14 protein-coding genes are annotated in these 17,579 nt (G+C 63.0%); 11 read left to right on the top strand and 3 right to left on the bottom strand.

Annotated elements, in window-relative coordinates; genetic code table 11:
* Positions 1 to 12: 12 nt before the first annotated feature.
* The 11 genes from CXZ05_RS02220 to CXZ05_RS02165 all read left to right on the top strand — a co-directional run bounded on the left by CXZ05_RS02220 (position 13) and on the right by CXZ05_RS02165 (position 14,271).
* Positions 13 to 1,617 carry a GMC family oxidoreductase gene (locus CXZ05_RS02220; RefSeq protein WP_102971000.1) on the top strand — a complete coding sequence of 535 codons (1,605 nt, stop codon included), beginning with the start codon at positions 13 to 15 and terminating at the stop codon, positions 1,615 to 1,617.
* A complete protein-coding gene (locus CXZ05_RS02215; RefSeq protein ID WP_102970999.1) occupies positions 1,614 to 2,444 on the top strand; it encodes a sugar phosphate isomerase/epimerase in 831 nt (276 codons plus the stop codon). Before CXZ05_RS02220 ends, CXZ05_RS02215 begins: the two co-directional genes overlap by 4 nt.
* 30 nt (positions 2,445 to 2,474) lie before the next feature.
* Positions 2,475 to 2,909: a heme-binding protein gene (locus CXZ05_RS02210; RefSeq protein WP_102970998.1), complete on the top strand. Its 435-nt coding sequence runs from the start codon at positions 2,475 to 2,477 to the stop codon at positions 2,907 to 2,909.
* Between the two features lie 33 nt (positions 2,910 to 2,942).
* Positions 2,943 to 3,779, top strand: a complete 837-nt coding sequence (locus CXZ05_RS02205; RefSeq protein WP_102970997.1) for an aldo/keto reductase — start codon at positions 2,943 to 2,945, stop codon at positions 3,777 to 3,779.
* A gap of 1,460 nt (positions 3,780 to 5,239) precedes the next feature.
* Positions 5,240 to 6,412: an NAD(P)/FAD-dependent oxidoreductase gene (locus CXZ05_RS02195; RefSeq protein WP_102970995.1), complete on the top strand. Its 1,173-nt coding sequence runs from the start codon at positions 5,240 to 5,242 to the stop codon at positions 6,410 to 6,412.
* The gene (torT, locus tag CXZ05_RS02190) at positions 6,409 to 7,557 is read left to right on the top strand and encodes a TMAO reductase system periplasmic protein TorT (protein ID WP_102970994.1); all 1,149 of its coding nucleotides are present in this window, start codon (positions 6,409 to 6,411) and stop codon (positions 7,555 to 7,557) included. The genes CXZ05_RS02195 and torT overlap by 4 nt, the downstream gene beginning before the upstream one ends.
* Positions 7,557 to 9,212, top strand: a complete 1,656-nt coding sequence (locus CXZ05_RS02185) for an amidohydrolase (protein WP_102970993.1) — start codon at positions 7,557 to 7,559, stop codon at positions 9,210 to 9,212. Before torT ends, CXZ05_RS02185 begins: the two co-directional genes overlap by 1 nt.
* Positions 9,209 to 10,705, top strand: a complete 1,497-nt coding sequence (locus tag CXZ05_RS02180; protein ID WP_102970992.1) for a sugar ABC transporter ATP-binding protein — start codon at positions 9,209 to 9,211, stop codon at positions 10,703 to 10,705. Before CXZ05_RS02185 ends, CXZ05_RS02180 begins: the two co-directional genes overlap by 4 nt.
* Before the next feature lie 35 nt (positions 10,706 to 10,740).
* Complete coding sequence (locus CXZ05_RS02175; protein WP_102970991.1) at positions 10,741 to 11,736, top strand: ABC transporter permease; 996 nt, start codon at positions 10,741 to 10,743, stop codon at positions 11,734 to 11,736.
* A 112-nt stretch (positions 11,737 to 11,848) separates the two neighbouring features.
* Complete coding sequence (locus tag CXZ05_RS02170) at positions 11,849 to 12,448, top strand: cupin domain-containing protein (protein ID WP_102970990.1); 600 nt, start codon at positions 11,849 to 11,851, stop codon at positions 12,446 to 12,448.
* A gap of 341 nt (positions 12,449 to 12,789) precedes the next feature.
* A complete protein-coding gene (locus CXZ05_RS02165; protein ID WP_102970989.1) occupies positions 12,790 to 14,271 on the top strand; it encodes an NAD-dependent succinate-semialdehyde dehydrogenase in 1,482 nt (493 codons plus the stop codon).
* Between the two features lie 197 nt (positions 14,272 to 14,468).
* On the opposite strand, the gene CXZ05_RS02155 is transcribed toward CXZ05_RS02165, so the two are convergent.
* Genes CXZ05_RS02155 through CXZ05_RS02145 form a run of 3 tightly spaced genes read right to left on the bottom strand, consistent with a single transcriptional unit; the run spans position 14,469 to position 17,434 of the window.
* The gene (locus CXZ05_RS02155; protein ID WP_102970988.1) at positions 14,469 to 15,062 is read right to left on the bottom strand and encodes a hypothetical protein; all 594 of its coding nucleotides are present in this window, start codon (positions 15,060 to 15,062) and stop codon (positions 14,469 to 14,471) included.
* A 15-nt stretch (positions 15,063 to 15,077) separates the two neighbouring features.
* On the bottom strand, positions 15,078 to 16,226 hold the full coding sequence (locus tag CXZ05_RS02150; RefSeq protein WP_102970987.1) for a zinc-dependent alcohol dehydrogenase: 1,149 nt from the start codon (positions 16,224 to 16,226) through the stop codon (positions 15,078 to 15,080).
* A 59-nt stretch (positions 16,227 to 16,285) separates the two neighbouring features.
* The gene (locus CXZ05_RS02145) at positions 16,286 to 17,434 is read right to left on the bottom strand and encodes a glutathione-independent formaldehyde dehydrogenase (RefSeq protein ID WP_102970986.1); all 1,149 of its coding nucleotides are present in this window, start codon (positions 17,432 to 17,434) and stop codon (positions 16,286 to 16,288) included.
* Between the last annotated feature and the right edge of the window lie 145 nt (positions 17,435 to 17,579).

The raw sequence follows: 17,579 nt of genomic DNA, 5'->3' as shown, positions 1-17,579 counted from the left end.
GGAGAAACACTCATGACTGAGAAGTTTGACTACGTCGTTGTAGGCGGAGGCGCTGCGGGATGCATCGTGGCTGCCCGCCTCTCTGAGATCCCGGAGAAGTCGGTTCTGGTGCTCGAAGCCGGAGCCGACTACGCCCCGGGCACAACTCCCGAAGGAGTGCTAGACGCCAAATACGTGCCCATGCGCGGGCACGCGCCCACCTTCAACGCGGAACACGACTGGGGATTGATCGCCCACAGCCGCGGCGGGGCGGGCATTTCTGTCCCGCAGGCCAAGCTGATCGGCGGCGGTGGAGCGATCAACGGCGGGATCGCGCTTCGCGGTGCCCGCGCCGACTACGAAGAATGGGTAGCCTTCGGCAACCCGCGATGGAGCTGGGATCAGGTCCTGCCGTTCTTCAAGAAAATTGAAAATGATGTCGCCCCCGGCGATGACATACATGGGCACGACGGTCCCGTTCCCATCAACCGAGCCACCGATGAGGAACTCGCCCCGTTGCAGGCAGCATTTATCGAGTCGGCTAAGGCAACAGGTGCCCGGTATGTCTGGGATCTCAACGCTCCGGACGCCCATGGCGTCGGACCCGTTCCCCAAACCCGTATCGGAGCGCGCCGGGTTTCCACGGCCGAGAGTTACCTGGATCCGGCACGTAACCGCCCCAACCTGACAGTGCGCGGCAATTCCTTGGTGAGCCGGGTGCTGTTCGACGGGGCCCGCGCGGTCGGCGTAGAGCTAATCGACGGCACTGTCATCGATGCCGAGGCAGTGATCGTCTCCGCCGGAGCCATCCTTACGCCGGCGATTCTGCAGCGCTCTGGTGTCGGTCCGGCCGAATTGGTAAGTTCGCTCGGCGCGGAGCTCGTTATGGACCTGCCCGTGGGCGAGAATCTCGGTGACCATTTCAGCATTCCCCTGATGGCGGTTCCGAAACCCGGTGTATGGGACGAAAGCCAGTTCAGCCTCCAGGCCGCCTACCGCATGTCCACGCAGGCGCAGCCCAACTCCTTGGACGGCCAGCTCACCATGTTCACCTACCTCAACACACGCACAACGGGGGAGGGCAGCCGCGGCATCGCCGGTGAGGGCACCGGCGACATCGAGAACGTCGCCGGGATCGGCTGCGTTCTTAACAAGCCCAGGTCACTTGGAAACGTTCGAATTACCACGCTGGACCCCACTGTCCTCCCCGATGTCGATCCAAACTACCTTGATGCGCAAGTGGACCGCGAAGCAATTCGGGAACTCGTGCGCGTCGGTTGGGACGTCTTTACCGCACAGCCGCTGGCTGACATGCTGGAAGCTCCGCTCGGAATGGACGCGGAAACCATCAACGACGACGCAGCCCTCGATGCTGCCATTGAGGAAAAAGCAGCCTCGGGCTACCACTTCACCGGTACCTGCCTCATGGCTCCGACGGAGCGAGGAGGAGTAGTGGACCAGGAAGGCCGCGTCCATGGAATTGACGGCCTCCGTGTTATCGATGCTTCGGTGATCCCAACCACTCCCGCAGCGAATTCAATGCTGACGACTTACATGGTTGCTGAGCGAATTTCAACGATGATTCTCGATGAAATGGCGGCTTCCCGTGAGTCCAGTGTGAGCACGGGGGCCCGATGAGACTTGGCTACCCGACCATCACGTGGGGCGGGGTAGTGGGAATGCCCGGCGGAGTCACCAGCGTCAAGGACTCCTTCTACCTCACGGCGGGCTCAACGGCTGATGCCTGTCGCGACATCGCTGCCGCGGGTTACACAGGTACCGAGGTCTTCGATGGAAACCTACTGGAATACATTGATGAGCCACAACGCTTCACAGACCTCCTCGAGGAAACCGGTCTCACCCTAGTGGGCGTGTACACGGGCGCGAACTTTATCTTCGATGAGATAGTCAGCGAAGAGATGACGAAAATCGAGAAGGCCGCGGCTATGGCGGCCACTTTCGGTGCACAGCGCCTGGTGATCGGAGGCGGTGCGCAGCGAGTGCATGGGCCTGCAGACGGGGATTTTCAGAGGTTGGCCGCGGGCCTGGACAGGTGCGACCGCATAGCTAAGGCAGCCGGTTTGACGGCGACGTATCACCCGCACCTGGGCACGCTAGTGGAGACGCCCGCAGCACTTGAAAAGGTCATGGAGTTGTCTGGCATCCATTTTTGTCCTGATACCGCGCATCTCGCGGGTGGCGGCGGGAATCCGGCCGAGCTCATCCGGCGGTACGGGGACCGACTGGCGCACGTCCACCTCAAGGACTGGGACTCGCGTTCCCAACGCTTTTTGCCGCTCGGCGAGGGCGAACTCGACTTTGACGACATCCTGCGGGCCGTTCGCGAGACGGGGTACGACGAGTGGCTCATGGTCGAACTCGATTACTACGACGGTGATCCAAAGGCGGCTGCCGAAATCAGCAAACGCTACCTCGACAAACTGTTGGCCGCGCATACCAGCTAGCCACCGGTCCAGAAAAGAAAGATTCCAACCATGCCAGAGCTTCTCGTCAAACGCACCCTTACCCACCAGCTTGCGCGTGTGGGTATTGATCGCGCGATCGAAGAATCACGCACCATGAACTGCCTGACCTGCATCGCCGTGTTGGATAACGCGGGTCATCTCATTTCGTTTGACCGGATGGACGGCGCGCCCTTCCAGTCGTCGAAGCTCGCACAGGACAAGGCCTACTCGGTTGCCGGTAACGGGATGGCGACGCACGAATTCTGGGAAATGGCCAAAGACGAGCCCTGGCTAGTGCACAACCTCGGACAGGTCCCGGGCCTCGTCGTTCTCGGCGGTGGCGTGCCGATCTATCTCGAGGACGAATTCATCGGCTCCGTGGGCGTCTCCGGCAAGAGCGACATGGAGGAAGACCGAGCGATAGCGGAAGCCGCTGTCGCCGCCATCCTCAAAGCACTCGCCTGACCGATGCGCCTCCTCCAACCACTAGGAGAATCAATGCCCGATAACCACCAAGTTCCCCTCCTTACCCAAAATGACGGGCGGACCATCCCCCAAATCGGGCTCGGCATCTACGGACCAGATGACGCCGGCACAGCAGACGCTGTCTCGACCGCCATTGAAGTTGGATACCGCATGATCGATACTGCGGCCCTCTATCAAAACGAGGGTGGCGTCGGCGAAGGGATTAGGCGCTCTGGTCTTCCCCGGGAAGAGCTGTACGTCACTACAAAGTTGGCCGATGACAGTCACGGTTACGATTCTGCCTTGGCAGCGTTCGATGCCAGCCTCGGAAAACTGGGGCTTGAATACGTTGACCTGTATCTGATTCATTGGCCGCTTCCAGGCGTCGACAGGTATGTGGAAACGTGGAAGGCCTTTGAGAAGATCCTGGCCGACGGACGCGCGAAGTCCATCGGCGTATCGAACTTTCAGCCCAGACACCTCGAACGCCTAGCCGCGGAAACGAGGGTCGTGCCGGTCTCAAACCAGATCGAACTGCACCCTGGTTTTCCCAACGACGCAATGCGCCGCTACGACTCCGACCACGGAATCCTCACCGTTGCCTGGTCGCCACTCGGTCGGGGGCGGGTCTTTGGAAATCCGGTGTTGGACGGCATCGCCTGCAAGCACGGTAAGACCATCGCTCAGGTGGTGCTGCGGTGGCACGTCCAGCTGGGTAATGTGGTTATTCCGAAGTCTGTTACTCGTCGGCGGCTTATCGAAAACCTCGACGTTTTTGACTTCGCGCTCGACGCCGAAGACATGGCGGAAATCGCCTCACTGGAAAATGGCGTCCGCACCGGCGACGATCCAGATCTTTATAACGGTTGACTCCGCTGAGCGGGTTCTACTGCATGAGGGTATTCCGGGGCCATACAGCAAGTAGGTCCAGGTGCTGAGGCCCAGAGCGGGTTCCAGCCGCACGTGTTCCCAGCACGCCAGATGCGCTCCATCCCCATCAGGCCTCGGCGTGTCTTCATTTGGTCCACCAGGCCTGGCGGTCGTTTTCGTTGACTTCGCGCACGTAGGAGGCACACAAGGGTCCAACAAACTAGGGCCGGGATGTCGGCGAGAAGGCAGGCTTTCCTCTCCGCCAAAACCCGATTCCGGTCAGGATCAGGATTCCTTAGACTTCAGTCAAGTTGCAGGTCAAATAGTGTTTTGGGGCGGCATTGCTCCTCTTCGCGTGACTGTGGCGGCACGGTCAGCTTCAAGAGAAGGCCGATCTGCCCCGGCGCGATGCAGTCGAGGGCCTGTAACAGGCTTGCATGGAAGACGTGACTCTGGTCCTGCAAATTCCTACTTGATTCGTGCACGAATTGTTTGAGCAACAACTGTTTGATAGCTTGTTTCAGTTCCGCCCGGAGTGGCGCCCCCAATCCATTCCGGGCGGAACGTACGTGCGGCGCGGGACGGCTTGCATTGCCTCATCAATTCCCCGTCCGTCAACTGACAAGTCGGCCAACAGCAGTTCTTGTGGAGTGGCTGGCGCCTCCGGTCCAACCGATCGGCGGAAGGAAGGACAGACCGTTGGCAGAACGAGAAAGATTCCCGGGCCTTCCTGCGAGTTCTCCGGGGCAGACTGAATCCGCCCCCGATGATGGCGAAAACTTTCAAAGGCGCGATGTGTGGATTGCAGGACCGGAAACTCTTCCAGCCGGAAGTCGCGTCCGCCTCCAAAGCTGTGGCCGTCCCGCGCTTGACGGGGTCCTGGACGAATGGATGCCCGACGGGTCCGCTTTCTGGATCTGGTTGGATGCTGGAGCAGGGCGGCGTCTTATCCATGAGGGCGACGGCGTCCATGTGGTTACGGATCCACTGCCTCACGCTTAAGGTCTTTGATAGTCGCGATCCAGCGAGTTGATGCCATCCGATCGCGTCCCGGGGGTCCCGTGGTCGGTGGTCAGGCATCATTGGCGCAATGCCGCGCCAGCGTCTCATCCGCGCGGGGCCGTCGGCCGCGACGCAAACCTGCCCCTGCCGGCGCGGCCATCCTGCCCTTCGGCTCCGAGCGCCTGTGCCCCTGCCGAGCCCTTAACTGGTCATCCAGCTCGAATCAGCAAGGAATCGTTCTTCTGCTGCCCACTAGGCAGGAACAGCCCGGTCAGACGCTCCGACCGCCGAGCCGCTTGCCTGCCCTAGAGCGACGGCAGCTTCCGCAGTCACCAGTAGTACCATTTAAAAAACTTTGATGGCATCTAAGAAAAGTATTGCCCATCACAGTTTTTGTGATTAGCATCTCAAAGGGGATCTGAAATGCAGATCCCCTTGACGGCAAAGGAGCCATCTTCATGCATATCGAAATCGCAGGTGCCGGCCTGGCGGGGCTGACCGCCGCGGCAGCCTTCGGCAAGGCCGGATGTTCGGTGCGGGTACACGAAAAAGGGTCCATCCTCCGGGAGATTGGGGCCGGGATCTACCTGTGGGAAAACGGCCTACGGGCACTGGAAGCCGTTGGGGCATACGAGGAAGTTGTCTCCCGGGCCGAGAAAGTAGAGGTTCCGTTCCTGCGGGACCACGACGGCAGCACTCTCCAGGACGAGTGGTTACGGAACCACCGGCTTTACACTGTCGGCCGGCGGCACCTCTACCAGAGTCTTCTCAACGCGGCCCGCCGCCAGGGTGTGGAGATCGTCACCGACTCACCGGTCGTCGGGGCCACCCCGAACGGTACGCTCACTACTGCCGGCGGCCAGGAGTACCCGGCTGACCTTGCCATTGGGGCCGACGGCGTGTTCTCCAAGGTCCGGGATTCGCTCGGCCTGCGCCAGAAACTTGTGGATCTGCGCGACGGCGGCGGGCGGCACCTTATCCCCCGGACGGGCGACGATCCGGTCCACCAGACCATTGAGCAGTGGAACGGTGGACGCCGCATCGGCATCATCCCGTGCTCACCGGACGAAACGTATGTCTTCCTCTGCTGCCCTGCAAACGACGTCGAGGGCCGCGAACAGAATCCGTTCAACGCTGCCACGTGGATCGAAAGCTTCCCGGAGTTCCGCTCCCAGCTGGAGCGGATCCCCTTCGACACCGAAGGACGCTGGGCGCCGTTCCACGATGTGCACGTCAGCCAGTGGTACAGCGGCCGGACGGCACTGGTGGGGGACGCCGCCCATGCGATGTCGCCGAACCTGGGTCAGGCGGCCTGTGTCGCGATGACCAATGCCGTGGCCCTAGCCATTTCTGTCACAAACAGCAGCAGCATCGATTTCGCCCTTAAGTCGTGGCAGGAAGGCCAGCGCGAGATGAGCGAAGGAGTCCAGCGCTACTCCCGCGTCTATGGCAAGGTCGGCACCATGTGGCCCAAGGGTTTCCTGGACGCACGGTCCGCCCTGGTCAGGAAGCTCACAGCGTCCCGCCGGGTGCAGGGGTCCATCAACTTCGCCGCCGAACGTTTTCCCGCCGGGCAGATTCAGCGCATCGACACCGCGGCCGGCGTCCTCCGGGAGGACGTGCTCGCATGAAAAACCAGAAACTGAAAGTTGTTGCCTTGGCCGCCGTCGGACTCCTCCTGCTCTCCGGATGTGCTACGGCAAGCGCTGAGGCCGAGCCGGTCAGCGGCGAATCCTGGTCCGCACCCGCGCTGCTGACGAACTGCAAGTCCCCCAAAGTGGACCCGCGTGGCTGCACCGGGCCGAACACCGCCGGGACCTATACGTCCCTGAACCGGAGTCAGGTCGCCAAGCCTTGGCGTATCTGCTCCGTGCTGCCCCATCTGAAGGACCCGACCTGGGTGGGGATGAACTATGGTCAGGCCACGCAGGCGCGGCAGTTGGGCGTCTCCCTCACCACCACGGATGCGGGGGGCTACGAGAACGTCGCCCAGCAGGTTACGCAGGTGGAGGACTGTGTCAGCTCCGGCGCAAACGCCGTGCTGTTGAGCGCGGTCAGCAATGAGTCGCTGAACCCTGCCATCGCCAAGGCGAAGAAGAAGGGTGTGGCGGTGGTCGACGTCGGGAACGGAGTCTCCTCCGCCGAGGTGGACGCCCGGGTGCTGCAGGACTACGTGGACATGGGCAAAATGATCGGCACCCATCTGGCATCACTGAAGAAGCCGCTGAAAGTGGCGCTCCTGCCGGGACCGGCCGGGGCAGGATGGACAGAGCGGTCCCGGAAGGGCTTCGAGGCAGCTGTCGCAGGCTCAGCAGTCGAAATTGTGGATGTCAAGTACGGAGACACCGGCAAAGAGGTCCAGCTGAAGCTCGTGGAGGACACCCTGTCCGCCAACCCTGGCATCGATGCAATTGTCGGCACTGCGATCACCATGGAAGTCGCAGCAACCCTCCTGGCCGAGCAGGGTAAGGCCGAGGACATCGGACTATACGGTACGTACGTGACCCCGCAGGCAGTTGAACTCATCAAGCGCGGGCAGGCAAAATGTGCTCCGTCCGAACAGTCCAGCCAGATCGGCAAGATCTCCGTGGACCTTGCGGTGCGGACACTGGAGCAGAAGCCGCTGGACAAGGACATCCAGCGCTACGCCCCGGAGCCCCTCCTGATCTGCGGACCCAAGGAGGACGGTTATGACAACACGTCGAAATTCGACGCCACCGGAAGCTTCGCGCCGCAGGGATGGTCACCGGCTTTCAATGTTGAAGCGGGCAAGTGATGGGTGCCACTGCCTTTGCGCTAGCCGGCAACGTCGTCACCATGACCGCGGCACCCAATGCGCGCGTCGTCTACGTTGAAAACGGCAAGATCGCCGGCGTCGGTGACGACGCCTACGCCGAAGAACTGCAGCGGAACGGAATCACCATCCACGACCTGGGCGGGCGGACGATCCTTCCCGGATTCATTGACCCTCACGTGCACTTCGCCCAGTACGCGGCCGGAACCCACCGGGGCGTCGACTGCCGCGTGCCGTCGTGCAAAACCATCGCGGACGTTCTCGATGCCCTGCGGACGGGGCTGAACGCGGGCCGGACTGTGGGTGACTGGCTCATCGGTTACGGCAACTTGTTCTTCGACCAAAAAATCGCCGAACGCAGGCTGCCGACCCGGTTGGAGCTGGATTCGGTCAGCAGGACGACTCCCATTGTCCTGCACTGCGGCGGCCACGTGTCCGTGCTCAACACCCCCGCGCTGGCCTTGGCCGGGGTGGAGCGCTTCATCACCGGAGGTGAAGGCCTGTGGGGCAGCCCTGTGGTCCACCTTGACGACGCCGGCCAGCCGACCGGCGTCGTTGCGGAGATTGACGGCCTGCTGCCGATTCCGGAAAGCAGCGTGGAGGAACTGACGCGCTTCTATGCGGATACCTTCCACAGCGACTTCCTCGCGCATGGCGTTACGTCTCTCGGTGAAATGGCCGAATCAGCACGCAACGTGGAGGCGCTGGACGCCGCGGTCGCGGACGGCAGTCTCAACGGACGGATCGCGCTGTACGCCATGGCACCGTCGCTGCTCCCGGTCGCGGCGGCGTGCGACTGGGTGGCCGGCTTTTCCTCACGCAGCGGGCCCGAGCGGGTCTGGGCCCGGGGAGTCAAGGTGTTTGCGGACGGGGGATACTCCGCACGCAATGCGGCCAGCCTCGACGACTACTCCCGGGACCACAGCCCCCGCGCCGGATACAGGGGCAAACTCAATCTCTCCCGCGGCGCCCTGATGGAAGCCATCAGAACTGCCCGCCACAAAGACGTGCAGATCGCCATCCATACCAACGGCACCAGGGCGCAGCGCGAAGCGATCGAGGCCATTCTCGCCGTGGGCGAGGCCCACGACCACCCGCCAGTGCGCATCGAGCACCTGGGCAATGTGCTGGACTCGGTGGAGGAGATCGCATCATGGCGCGCGGCCAACGTGATCCCCGTGATGCAACCCGGCTTCCTGCACAACTTCATCGGTGACTACCTGCCCATGCTTTTCCCCGCGACGGGCAGCACGGGCAGGCTTCCGCTGCGGACCGTGCTGCACGAAGGCGTATCGCCCGTCATCAGCTCGGACATCACTCTCGGCGGAGAACCGGGAGCGACGAATCCGTTACACACCATCTGGTCGGCGGTGTCCCGAAGAAGCTACTGGGGGAACCACATCGAACCGGAAGAATCGATCTCGGTGGCGCAAGCTCTCAGGCTGCACACCATTGAAGCGGCGAAAGCCATTGGGCTCGACCATGTGGCCGGTTCCCTGGAGCCCGGGAAAGCCGCGGACATGGTGGTTCTGGACAGGGACCCGCATAGCGTTCCCGAAGCGGAGTTGAAGGACATCCGGGTGGAACGCACATATGTCAACGGAGTCCTGGCCTATTCAGGAGGTGACAAGGCATGACCGCCAACCCGTTAGTGGCCATCCGTAATGTGAGCAAGAAATTTGCCGGTGTCACGGCACTCAGCGATGTCTCCTTCGAGATCAAGCGTGGCGAAATCCATGCGCTCATGGGCGAGAACGGCGCGGGCAAGTCAACGCTGATCAAGATTCTCTGCGGAGTTCACAAAGCTACGACAGGATCAATAGCCCTGGACGGTGCCGAGACAGTTTTCGACGGCCCCCAGGACGCCGAGAAGGGCGGGATCCGGACCGTGTTCCAGGAACTGAACATCGTCCCGCAGCTTTCGGTGGCCGAGAACATCTCCCTGGGTTCACTGCCCCTTAAATCCGGCCTCGTTGACCGGAAAAAGATGCTCAAGCGCGCCGCCGACGCCCTGTCCGGGTTGGGGGCAGACCTGCCGCTGGAAGCCCGTGCCGGTGACCTGCCCCGTTCCTCCCAGCAGCTGATCGAGATCGCCCGTGCCCTGATGGGTGAAGCGCGGCTCCTGATCCTGGACGAACCCACGGCTTCGCTGGGCGAGAACGAGAGCCGGCAGCTGCTGAGCATCGTGACCGGGCTGGCCCGGCGAGGTGTCGCCATTCTCTATGTCACGCACCGCATGCATGAAGTGGAGGCCATCGCCGACCGCGTCTCGGTCCTCCGAGACGGGAAGTTCATCGAGACTCTCAATGCACCGATGGACGAAGCCATCATCGTCGAGAGGATGATCGGGCGCCCGGCGAGCTCGCTCTACCAGCACTCGAGACGGGAACCTGGCCGGGAACTCCTCGTGGTTTCCGGGCTCGGAAGCGCAACCCTGCGCGATGTTTCAATGACCGTGCGCGCCGGCGAGGTCGTCGGCGTCGCCGGCCTGCTCGGGTGCGGGAAATCAGACCTGGCCCGGGCCTGTTTCGGGCTGCACCCGGTTCAGGACGGCGGTATTAAGCTCGACGGCGAGCAGATCGCCAGGCCGTCACCGGCAGGAATGCTGGAGCGCGGGCTCGTTTACTATCCTTCGGACCGCCGAACTGAGGGCCTTGTTTTGGGCCGCCCGCTCTTTGAATCCATGACCATGGGTTCCCACCGGCCCGCGCAGATCACCAGGAAGGGTTTCCTGAGGACGCAGAAAGAGTATGAACTGGCGTACAGCATCGCCGAGGAGTTGGACCTGCGACCCATGCAGCTTGAGCGGACCTCCGGGAAATTCTCGGGTGGCAACCAGCAAAAAGCCGTTCTGGCCAGGGGCCGGCTGCGCACGGCGAAAGTCCACCTGTTCGATGAACCGACGGTGGGAATCGATGTCGGAGCGAAGGCCGATGTTTACCGTCTGATCGACAACTATGCCGATGCCGGCCACGGCGTGGTGGTGATCTCCTCCGACCTGACCGAGATCATCGGCGTCAGCGACAGGGTCTACGTCATGCGCGAAGGTCGCATCGCCGCCCACCTGGCCGGCGCCGACATCTCCGAAGAAAACATCGCCAGGTCATTCTTCGCCGCAGCCCCGGCGTGAGCCCCTCTCTTCCCACCTCCTAAGGAGTGAAACCTTTGACTGCAACACTTAGTCCAGAACGCACAGCAGCCCCGGCCACCGCCCGGCGCAGCATGCAGTTCATCCTGACCACCGGCCTCCTGCCCGCCCTGCTGATCCTGATGTGCGTTGTCTTTGCCATCGTGGAACCCCGCTTTGTGGACGGGTCAAACCTGCTCAACGTTGCCCGCCAGTCCGTTTTCCTTCTCCTCATCGCCATGGGGCAGATGATCGTCCTGATCAATGCGCAGCTGGATCTGTCCGTCGGTGCAACCGTCGCACTGACAAGCGTGGTGGTTGCCTCCGTGACCGCGGCCAGCTCCGGCGGACCGGAAAGCGTCCTGCTGGGACTGGGAGCCGGGCTCCTGCTCGGCGTGGTGATTGGACTGGTGAACGGCTGCATCGTGGCATTCTGGAAGGTTCCGTCCTTCATGGCCACGCTCGGTTCCACCTCGGTGCTGACAGGCCTGGCCCTGATCATTTCCAAGGGCGCCCCCATCATCGGGCTCCCGATGATCTTTTCCGACGTGCTGGCCACCTCTTCCGTTCTGGGGATTCCGGTTCCGGTGCTCCTCGGTGTCGTTATCGCCATCGGAATGGGGATCTTTATGTCCCGCACCGTGCCGGGACGCAACATGTACGCCGTCGGAGGCAACCGGGCTGCGGCGCTGGTGGCGGGAATCAACGTGAAGAAAACGGTCATACTGGCGTTCGTCCTGTGCTCCGTCCTCGCTTCCCTGGCTGGAATCCTCCTCACCGCACGCGTGGGCTCGGGAGAAGCATCGCTGGGTGCAAGCTTCGTGATGCTGTCCATCGCCGCTGCCGTGCTCGGCGGCACCTCACTCTTCGGCGGTGAAGGCGTCCTGTGGCGCGTCGTACTCGGTGTCCTCTTCCTGGGTGTGCTGAGTAACGGCATGAACCTGCTCCACGTCTCCAGCTACATCCAGGAACTTGTCATTGGCATGGTCCTGATCGCCGCCGTAGCCGCTGAAAGGCTCAAGAGAGTGGCATGAGGGCACTCTCTGTTCCACCACAATCCCACTGAGTTCCACCACAATCCCACTGATATGGTCATGTACTGACCAGCCGTCATCGGCAGGCACAATCGGCGAAGGAGCAATCGGCATGGAAGACGCGGAGCCTACGGTCAACTCCGGAGGCACCCCCGCTGCCACATCCCCTGGCCCCAGTATCCGCAGAATCCGCAGGTCCAAGGACGTGACCCTTCTCGAGCTGGCGCGTCAGACAGGGCTTTCCGAAGGGTTTATTTCCCAGGTCGAACGGCAAAAGGCCAACCCATCCTTCTCGTCATTGTTGCGGATAGCAGGGGCACTAAATGTTCCCATGTCGCTGCTGCTCGCCGAAGCTGATGAAACAAATTTGGCGGCCAGTCCCGCTCCCCGGGCCCTCGTGAAGCACCCATCCGGCGTTTACCGGGACCGGCTCGTCACCCCTGCGAACGCAAAAACGATCCAGGTCATCGAAGCGGTGCTGGAGCCCGGCGAGGGTTCACGGGTGGCACCGTACGCGCACCCGGACGAGGAAGAATGCCTCGTAATGCTGGACGGGCAACTCGAGCTCCAATCAGGGGAAACCGTCTACAACCTGCAGGCAGGCGAATCTGTCCTGATCGACCCCGGAACGCCGCACTCTTACCGGAACCCGGGGTCGGTGCCGGCACGCTGGCTCTGGATCTCGGCAACCCAGGCCGCTCACCGGCACTAGACTCCCGCGCCTTTCGCGTTCCCACCACAAGCCTTGTGCCTGACGGGTGGGAACGCTGCGGGTTGCACTGGTTCTCGCCGGGAGCGGATCTCGTCGTCGCTGACTGGGGCGGCTTTCCGGGTGGACCAAAGCTGGGGATAGTGCTGGCGACCCGCGTGGAGTGCTCGGCAAACAGGTGACGCTTGGATGCTACTGAAGCAGCGGCTAATGGCCCTCCCGCCGGGCAGGATCGCCACCGGATCCAGCAGGAACTCCCGGGTGCGGCCTGCCCCCATCCCAGCGCTGGGTCTCACTACGAAATACTGCGCCAACCCGGCGCCACCAAGGAATCTAGGAGAAACATGTCTACGGCCTTAGAGCGTGAAAATGAAATATTGTCGGCTGTCCCGACCGGCCTGCTGATCAACGGCGAATGGCGTCCGGCGGCCTCGGGCGAGACCTTCGAGGTTGAGGACCCTGCCAGTGGCAAGATCCTGCTGAGCATCGCCGATGCTGGGGTGGAGGACGGCATGGCGGCTCTTGACGCGGCTGCCGCTGCCCAGGAGTCGTGGGCGAAGGTGCCGGCGCGGGAGCGCGGCGAGATCCTGCGTCGCGCGTTTGAGTTGGTCACCGAGCGGGCCGAGGACTTCGCGCTGCTGATGACCCTGGAGATGGGCAAGCCGCTGGCCGAGGCGCGCGGCGAGGTCACCTACGGAGCCGAGTTCCTGCGCTGGTTCTCCGAGGAAGCCGTCCGAGCCTTCGGCCGCTACTCTGTCTCCCCGGACGGCAAATCCCGTCTGTTGGTGACCAAGAAGCCCGTGGGCCCGTGCCTGCTGATCACGCCGTGGAACTTCCCGCTGGCCATGGCCACCCGCAAGATCGCCCCCGCCGTCGCGGCCGGCTGCACGATGGTGCTGAAGTCCGCCAACCTGACCCCGCTGACTTCACAACTCTTCGCTGCCGTAATGCAGGAAGCCGGACTGCCCGCCGGCGTCCTGAACGTCATCCCCACGTCCACGGCCGGCGCCACCACCGGCCCGCTGATCAAGGACTCCCGCCTCCGGAAGCTCTCCTTCACCGGATCCACCGAGGTGGGCCGGCGCCTGCTGTCCGACGCCTCCGAGACGGTCCTGCGGACTTCGATGGAGCTGGGCGGCAACGCCCCGTTCGTGGTGTTCGAGGACGCCGACGTCGATGCCGCCGTCGCCGGCGCCATGCTGGCCAAGCTGCGGAACATGGGCGAGGCCTGTACCGCCGCGAACCGTTTCATCGTGCACGAGTCCGTTGCCGACGAGTTCGCGGAGAAGTTCGCCGCGAAGATGAAGGACATGACCACCGCCCGCGGCACCGAGCCCGAATCCAAGGTCGGTCCGCTGATCGACGCGAAGAGCCGGGACAAGGTCCACGAACTGGTCACCGACGCCGTCTCCGCCGGCGCCACCGCCGTGGTGGGCGGCGCCCCGGTCGAAGGGCCGGGCTACTTCTACCAGCCCACCATCCTCAAGGGCGTGACCGAGGGAACCCGGATCCTGTCCGAGGAGATCTTCGGCCCGGTCGCCCCGATCATCACGTTCTCCTCCGAGGACGAGGCCGTGCGCCTGGCCAACAACACCGAATACGGGCTGGTGGCGTACGTCTTCACGAAGGACCTGAACCGCGGCATCCGAATGGGGGAGCGGCTCGAGACCGGCATGCTGGGCCTGAACGCCGGCGTCATTTCCAATGCCGCAGCACCGTTTGGCGGCGTCAAGCAGTCCGGCCTGGGCCGTGAAGGCGGCCTCGAAGGCATCGAGGAATACCTCTACACCCAGTACATCGGCATCCCCGACCCCTACGCCGGCTGACCCGCGGCCCCCGCGAGCCGATGGACCCGACAGCCCGCTGCGTGCGCAAAACTCTTCTTCCCGCTCTGCTGTCGTATTTCTTCGGCACAGTCCTGACCTCGGTCTCCATCAATTTGGTCACGAACCTTGGCCAAGGATGACGTGCGGGTGTCACCAGCAAATGCGTCGCCGGTGACACCCTTCGGCGTCCTGGCAGATCACTCGTCAGGCTGTGTGCGCTCCTTTCGCAAGGTCTTATAGGCCGCTGCGAGCCCTACAGCCGCCAGCACCCAGGGTCCGGCGACGATGATTGGGTCGATCCATTGGTGGTTGGTGTCGGCGCGTTTTTGTCCGTATCGGGACTGGACGGGGTGGTGGGAGAACTCGCTGAGCACTCCGGTTTCGGTGATGGGGTTGTCCGGGTGCAGGGTCGCCAGAGACTTCAGGTGGTGCTCCGTGGCGTCCACGCGGTCAGCGGCGATGAGCAGCAGCCAGTGCGCGGACCGGCCTTCGCTGTATTTGTAGGCATATTTCCGGATGGCGCCGGAGACCCCGGCGGGAGGCGTGGAGGTCCCGAAGACCGGGGGTAGGAATGCGTGTTCGACGGAGCGTTCCCGGGGCCATTTTTCGGGTTGGCGTTCGGGGAAGTCCCAACGCGCGCCTGTCTCGATTCCGGGTTGTTCGCGGGGGTAGGAGGGGCGGTCGGCGGGGTCGAGGTCTGCGCCCCATCCTGGGATTTGGGCCCGGAGGTCTTCGGCGGACCTGGGTGGGATGCGTTTGTTGGCGATGTATGGTGTGGCTGTCTCGGTCATGGTGCAGGTCTCCTTTCAGGACTGGCCGGCGACTACGAGCGGCTTGATGATGTTGTCCAGTTTGGCGGAGAAGATGTGGTATCCCTCTGCGATGTGTTCCAAGGGGATGCGGTGGGTGACGATGTCGCTGGGTTTCAGGTAGCCGTTGCGGATGTGCTCGAAGAGCCGCGGCCATTGGCGTTTGACCGGGCACTGGTTCATCCGCAGAGTCAGGCCCTTGTTCATGGCGTCGCCGAATTTCACGGCGCTGAAGAGCGGTCCGTAGGCCCCCACCACGGATACCGTCCCGCCTTTCCGGACCGAATCGATAGCCCAGTTCAGGGCAATGGGGGAGCCGCCCTGCAGCTTCAGTTTCGCGGCGGTCACGTGCTGGAGGAAGTTGCCGTCCGCTTCGGCCCCCACGGCGTCAATGACGACGTCGGCGCCCAAGTAGTCGGTCTCCTTCTTCAGGTGCACCACGATGTCGTCGTACTCGGCGAAGTTGTATGTCTCGGCGTGCGCGAAGGTCCGCGCCTTTTCCAGCCGGTACTCCAGGTGGTCGATGACGATCACGCGCCCTGCACCCATCAGCCAGGAGGACTTGGCCGCGAACAGGCCGACGGGCCCGGCCCCGAACACCACCACGGTGTCGCCCTCAACGATGTCGCCCAGTTGGGCGCCGAAGTAGCCGGTGGGGCAGGCGTCGGTGAGCAGCACGGCGTCCTCTTCGTCCATCCAGTCAGGAATCTTCGAAGGCCCCACGTCCGCGAAGGGGACACGGACGAATTCTGCCTGGCCGCCGTCGTACCCTCCGCAGGTGTGGGAGTAGCCGTAGATGCCGCCCACCGCCGTCGCGTTCGGGTTCACGTTGTGGCAGTTGGAGTACAGGCCACGGGAGCAGAAGTAGCAGGAGCCACAGTAGACGTTGAACGGCACCATCACCCGGTCGCCGACCGCCACGTTCTGCACGGAGGAACCCACCTCATGCACCGTGCCCACAAACTCATGCCCGAACGTCATCCCCACCCGGGTGTCCGGCATCATGCCGTGATAAAGGTGCAGGTCGGATCCGCAGATCGCGGCCAGCGTCACGCGCACGATCGCGTCATTAGGGTGCTCGATCGGCGGTATGTCCTTTTCTTCCACGCGCACCTTGTAGGGCCCGCGATACACCATTGACCGCATCAGTACCGCCTCCGGGGAATAGTTCGTTCCGGCATCGAAATTCTCCTGTCCGGGCTCTCTCAGGCGTTGGCTGGGTGGAGGACGACTTTGGTCCAGCCGTCTTCGCGGCTGTCGAAGTTCCTGTAGCCCTCGGGGGCCTGGTCCAGCGGCAGCTCGTGGCTGACGATGAAAGAGGGGCTGGCCTTTCCGCCGGCGATGAGGTCGCGCAGGGCCCGGTTGTATTTCTTGACCGGGCACTGACCCGAGCCCATCGTCTGTCCCTTGAACCAGTAGTTTCCGTAGTCGAAGGCCACCTGCCCCTGCTGGGCAAGCTTGTCGGGGGCCCCAGGGTCCTGGGGCAGGAACACACCTACTACACCCAGGCCACCGACGAACCGGACCGAGTCTACGAGCCGGTTCAGGGTCAGGTTAGGCTGTTCGTTTCCGCCCGGGTCATGGGCCTGGTATCCAACGCATTCGCAGCCCCGGTCGGCCCCGAATCCCATGGTCTGGTCCTTGACGAACTCGACAGGGTCCACTGCGGAATCATCCACAGGGATGGCACCGATCTGTTCGGCCAGCTTCAGGCGGTCGCTTTGGCGGTCCACGACCATGACTTTGCCGGCGCCTTTGATGATCGCCGAGTAGGCTGCCATGAGGCCGACCGGTCCTGCACCGTAAATGACCACGGAGTCTCCCGGGTACACCCCGGCCAGCTCGGTGGCATGCCAGCCGGTGGGGAAGATGTCGGCGACCATGACATAGTCGAGCTCTTTCTCCACTGAGTCCTCGCCCAGGCGCAGGCAATTGAAGTCCCCGTACGGCACCCGCAGGTATTCGGCCTGCCCGCCCTGGTACGGGCCCATGTCCGCGAACCCGTAGGCTGCGCCGGCGAGCTGGGGCTCGGGCTGCATGGTCAGGCAGTAATTGGTGAATCCGCGGTCGCAGTTCTTACAGAATCCGCAGGCGATGTTAAACGGCAGCACCACACGTTCGCCCACCTGCACTTTTCTCACCGCCGGGCCGGTCTCGACCACCTCGCCAAGGTTCTCGTGTCCAAAGGTGCGTCCGGGTTCGAAACTGGTCCGGCCCTCATACATGTGGAGGTCTGAGCCGCAGATATTTGTCGCGGTAATCCGCACCAGCACATCGGCCGGGTGCTCGATTTTGGCATCCGGTACGTCCTCGACGCTGACGTCGTTCGGTCCTTTGTAAACTACTGCCTTCACTTTTCCGCTCTTTTCTTTTATCCCATCCCGGCCGTTGCCCAGTAGTCGTAACTTCCGGGCGCGCTGCAAAGCCAAGGGACTGCACAAGGGCGGCCCGGAAAGGGGGCGCAGTGTCACCCGGATACGCTTATTGGAGCTGGCGAGG

Origin of the sequence: Arthrobacter sp. AFG20 (genome assembly GCF_002892795.1) — a bacterium.
Lineage (GTDB): Bacteria > Actinomycetota > Actinomycetes > Actinomycetales > Micrococcaceae > Arthrobacter.
Note: the sequence above shows the minus strand (reverse complement) of the source record. Positions and strands in the feature narration are given on the sequence as shown.

What these genes read in the sequence shown, in the direction of transcription:
- CXZ05_RS02220 (WP_102971000.1), top strand. Translation starts at nt 13, where the DNA reads ATGACTGAGAAGTTTGACTACGTCGTTGTAGGCGGAGGCGCTGCGGGA.
- CXZ05_RS02215 (WP_102970999.1), top strand. Translation starts at nt 1,614, where the DNA reads ATGAGACTTGGCTACCCGACCATCACGTGGGGCGGGGTAGTGGGAATG.
- CXZ05_RS02210 (WP_102970998.1), top strand. Translation starts at nt 2,475, where the DNA reads ATGCCAGAGCTTCTCGTCAAACGCACCCTTACCCACCAGCTTGCGCGT.
- CXZ05_RS02205 (WP_102970997.1), top strand. Translation starts at nt 2,943, where the DNA reads ATGCCCGATAACCACCAAGTTCCCCTCCTTACCCAAAATGACGGGCGG.
- CXZ05_RS02195 (WP_102970995.1), top strand. Translation starts at nt 5,240, where the DNA reads ATGCATATCGAAATCGCAGGTGCCGGCCTGGCGGGGCTGACCGCCGCG.
- torT (WP_102970994.1), top strand. Translation starts at nt 6,409, where the DNA reads ATGAAAAACCAGAAACTGAAAGTTGTTGCCTTGGCCGCCGTCGGACTC.
- CXZ05_RS02185 (WP_102970993.1), top strand. Translation starts at nt 7,557, where the DNA reads ATGGGTGCCACTGCCTTTGCGCTAGCCGGCAACGTCGTCACCATGACC.
- CXZ05_RS02180 (WP_102970992.1), top strand. Translation starts at nt 9,209, where the DNA reads ATGACCGCCAACCCGTTAGTGGCCATCCGTAATGTGAGCAAGAAATTT.
- CXZ05_RS02170 (WP_102970990.1), top strand. Translation starts at nt 11,849, where the DNA reads ATGGAAGACGCGGAGCCTACGGTCAACTCCGGAGGCACCCCCGCTGCC.
- CXZ05_RS02165 (WP_102970989.1), top strand. Translation starts at nt 12,790, where the DNA reads ATGTCTACGGCCTTAGAGCGTGAAAATGAAATATTGTCGGCTGTCCCG.
- CXZ05_RS02155 (WP_102970988.1), bottom strand. Translation starts at nt 15,062, where the DNA reads ATGACCGAGACAGCCACACCATACATCGCCAACAAACGCATCCCACCC.
- CXZ05_RS02150 (WP_102970987.1), bottom strand. Translation starts at nt 16,226, where the DNA reads ATGCGGTCAATGGTGTATCGCGGGCCCTACAAGGTGCGCGTGGAAGAA.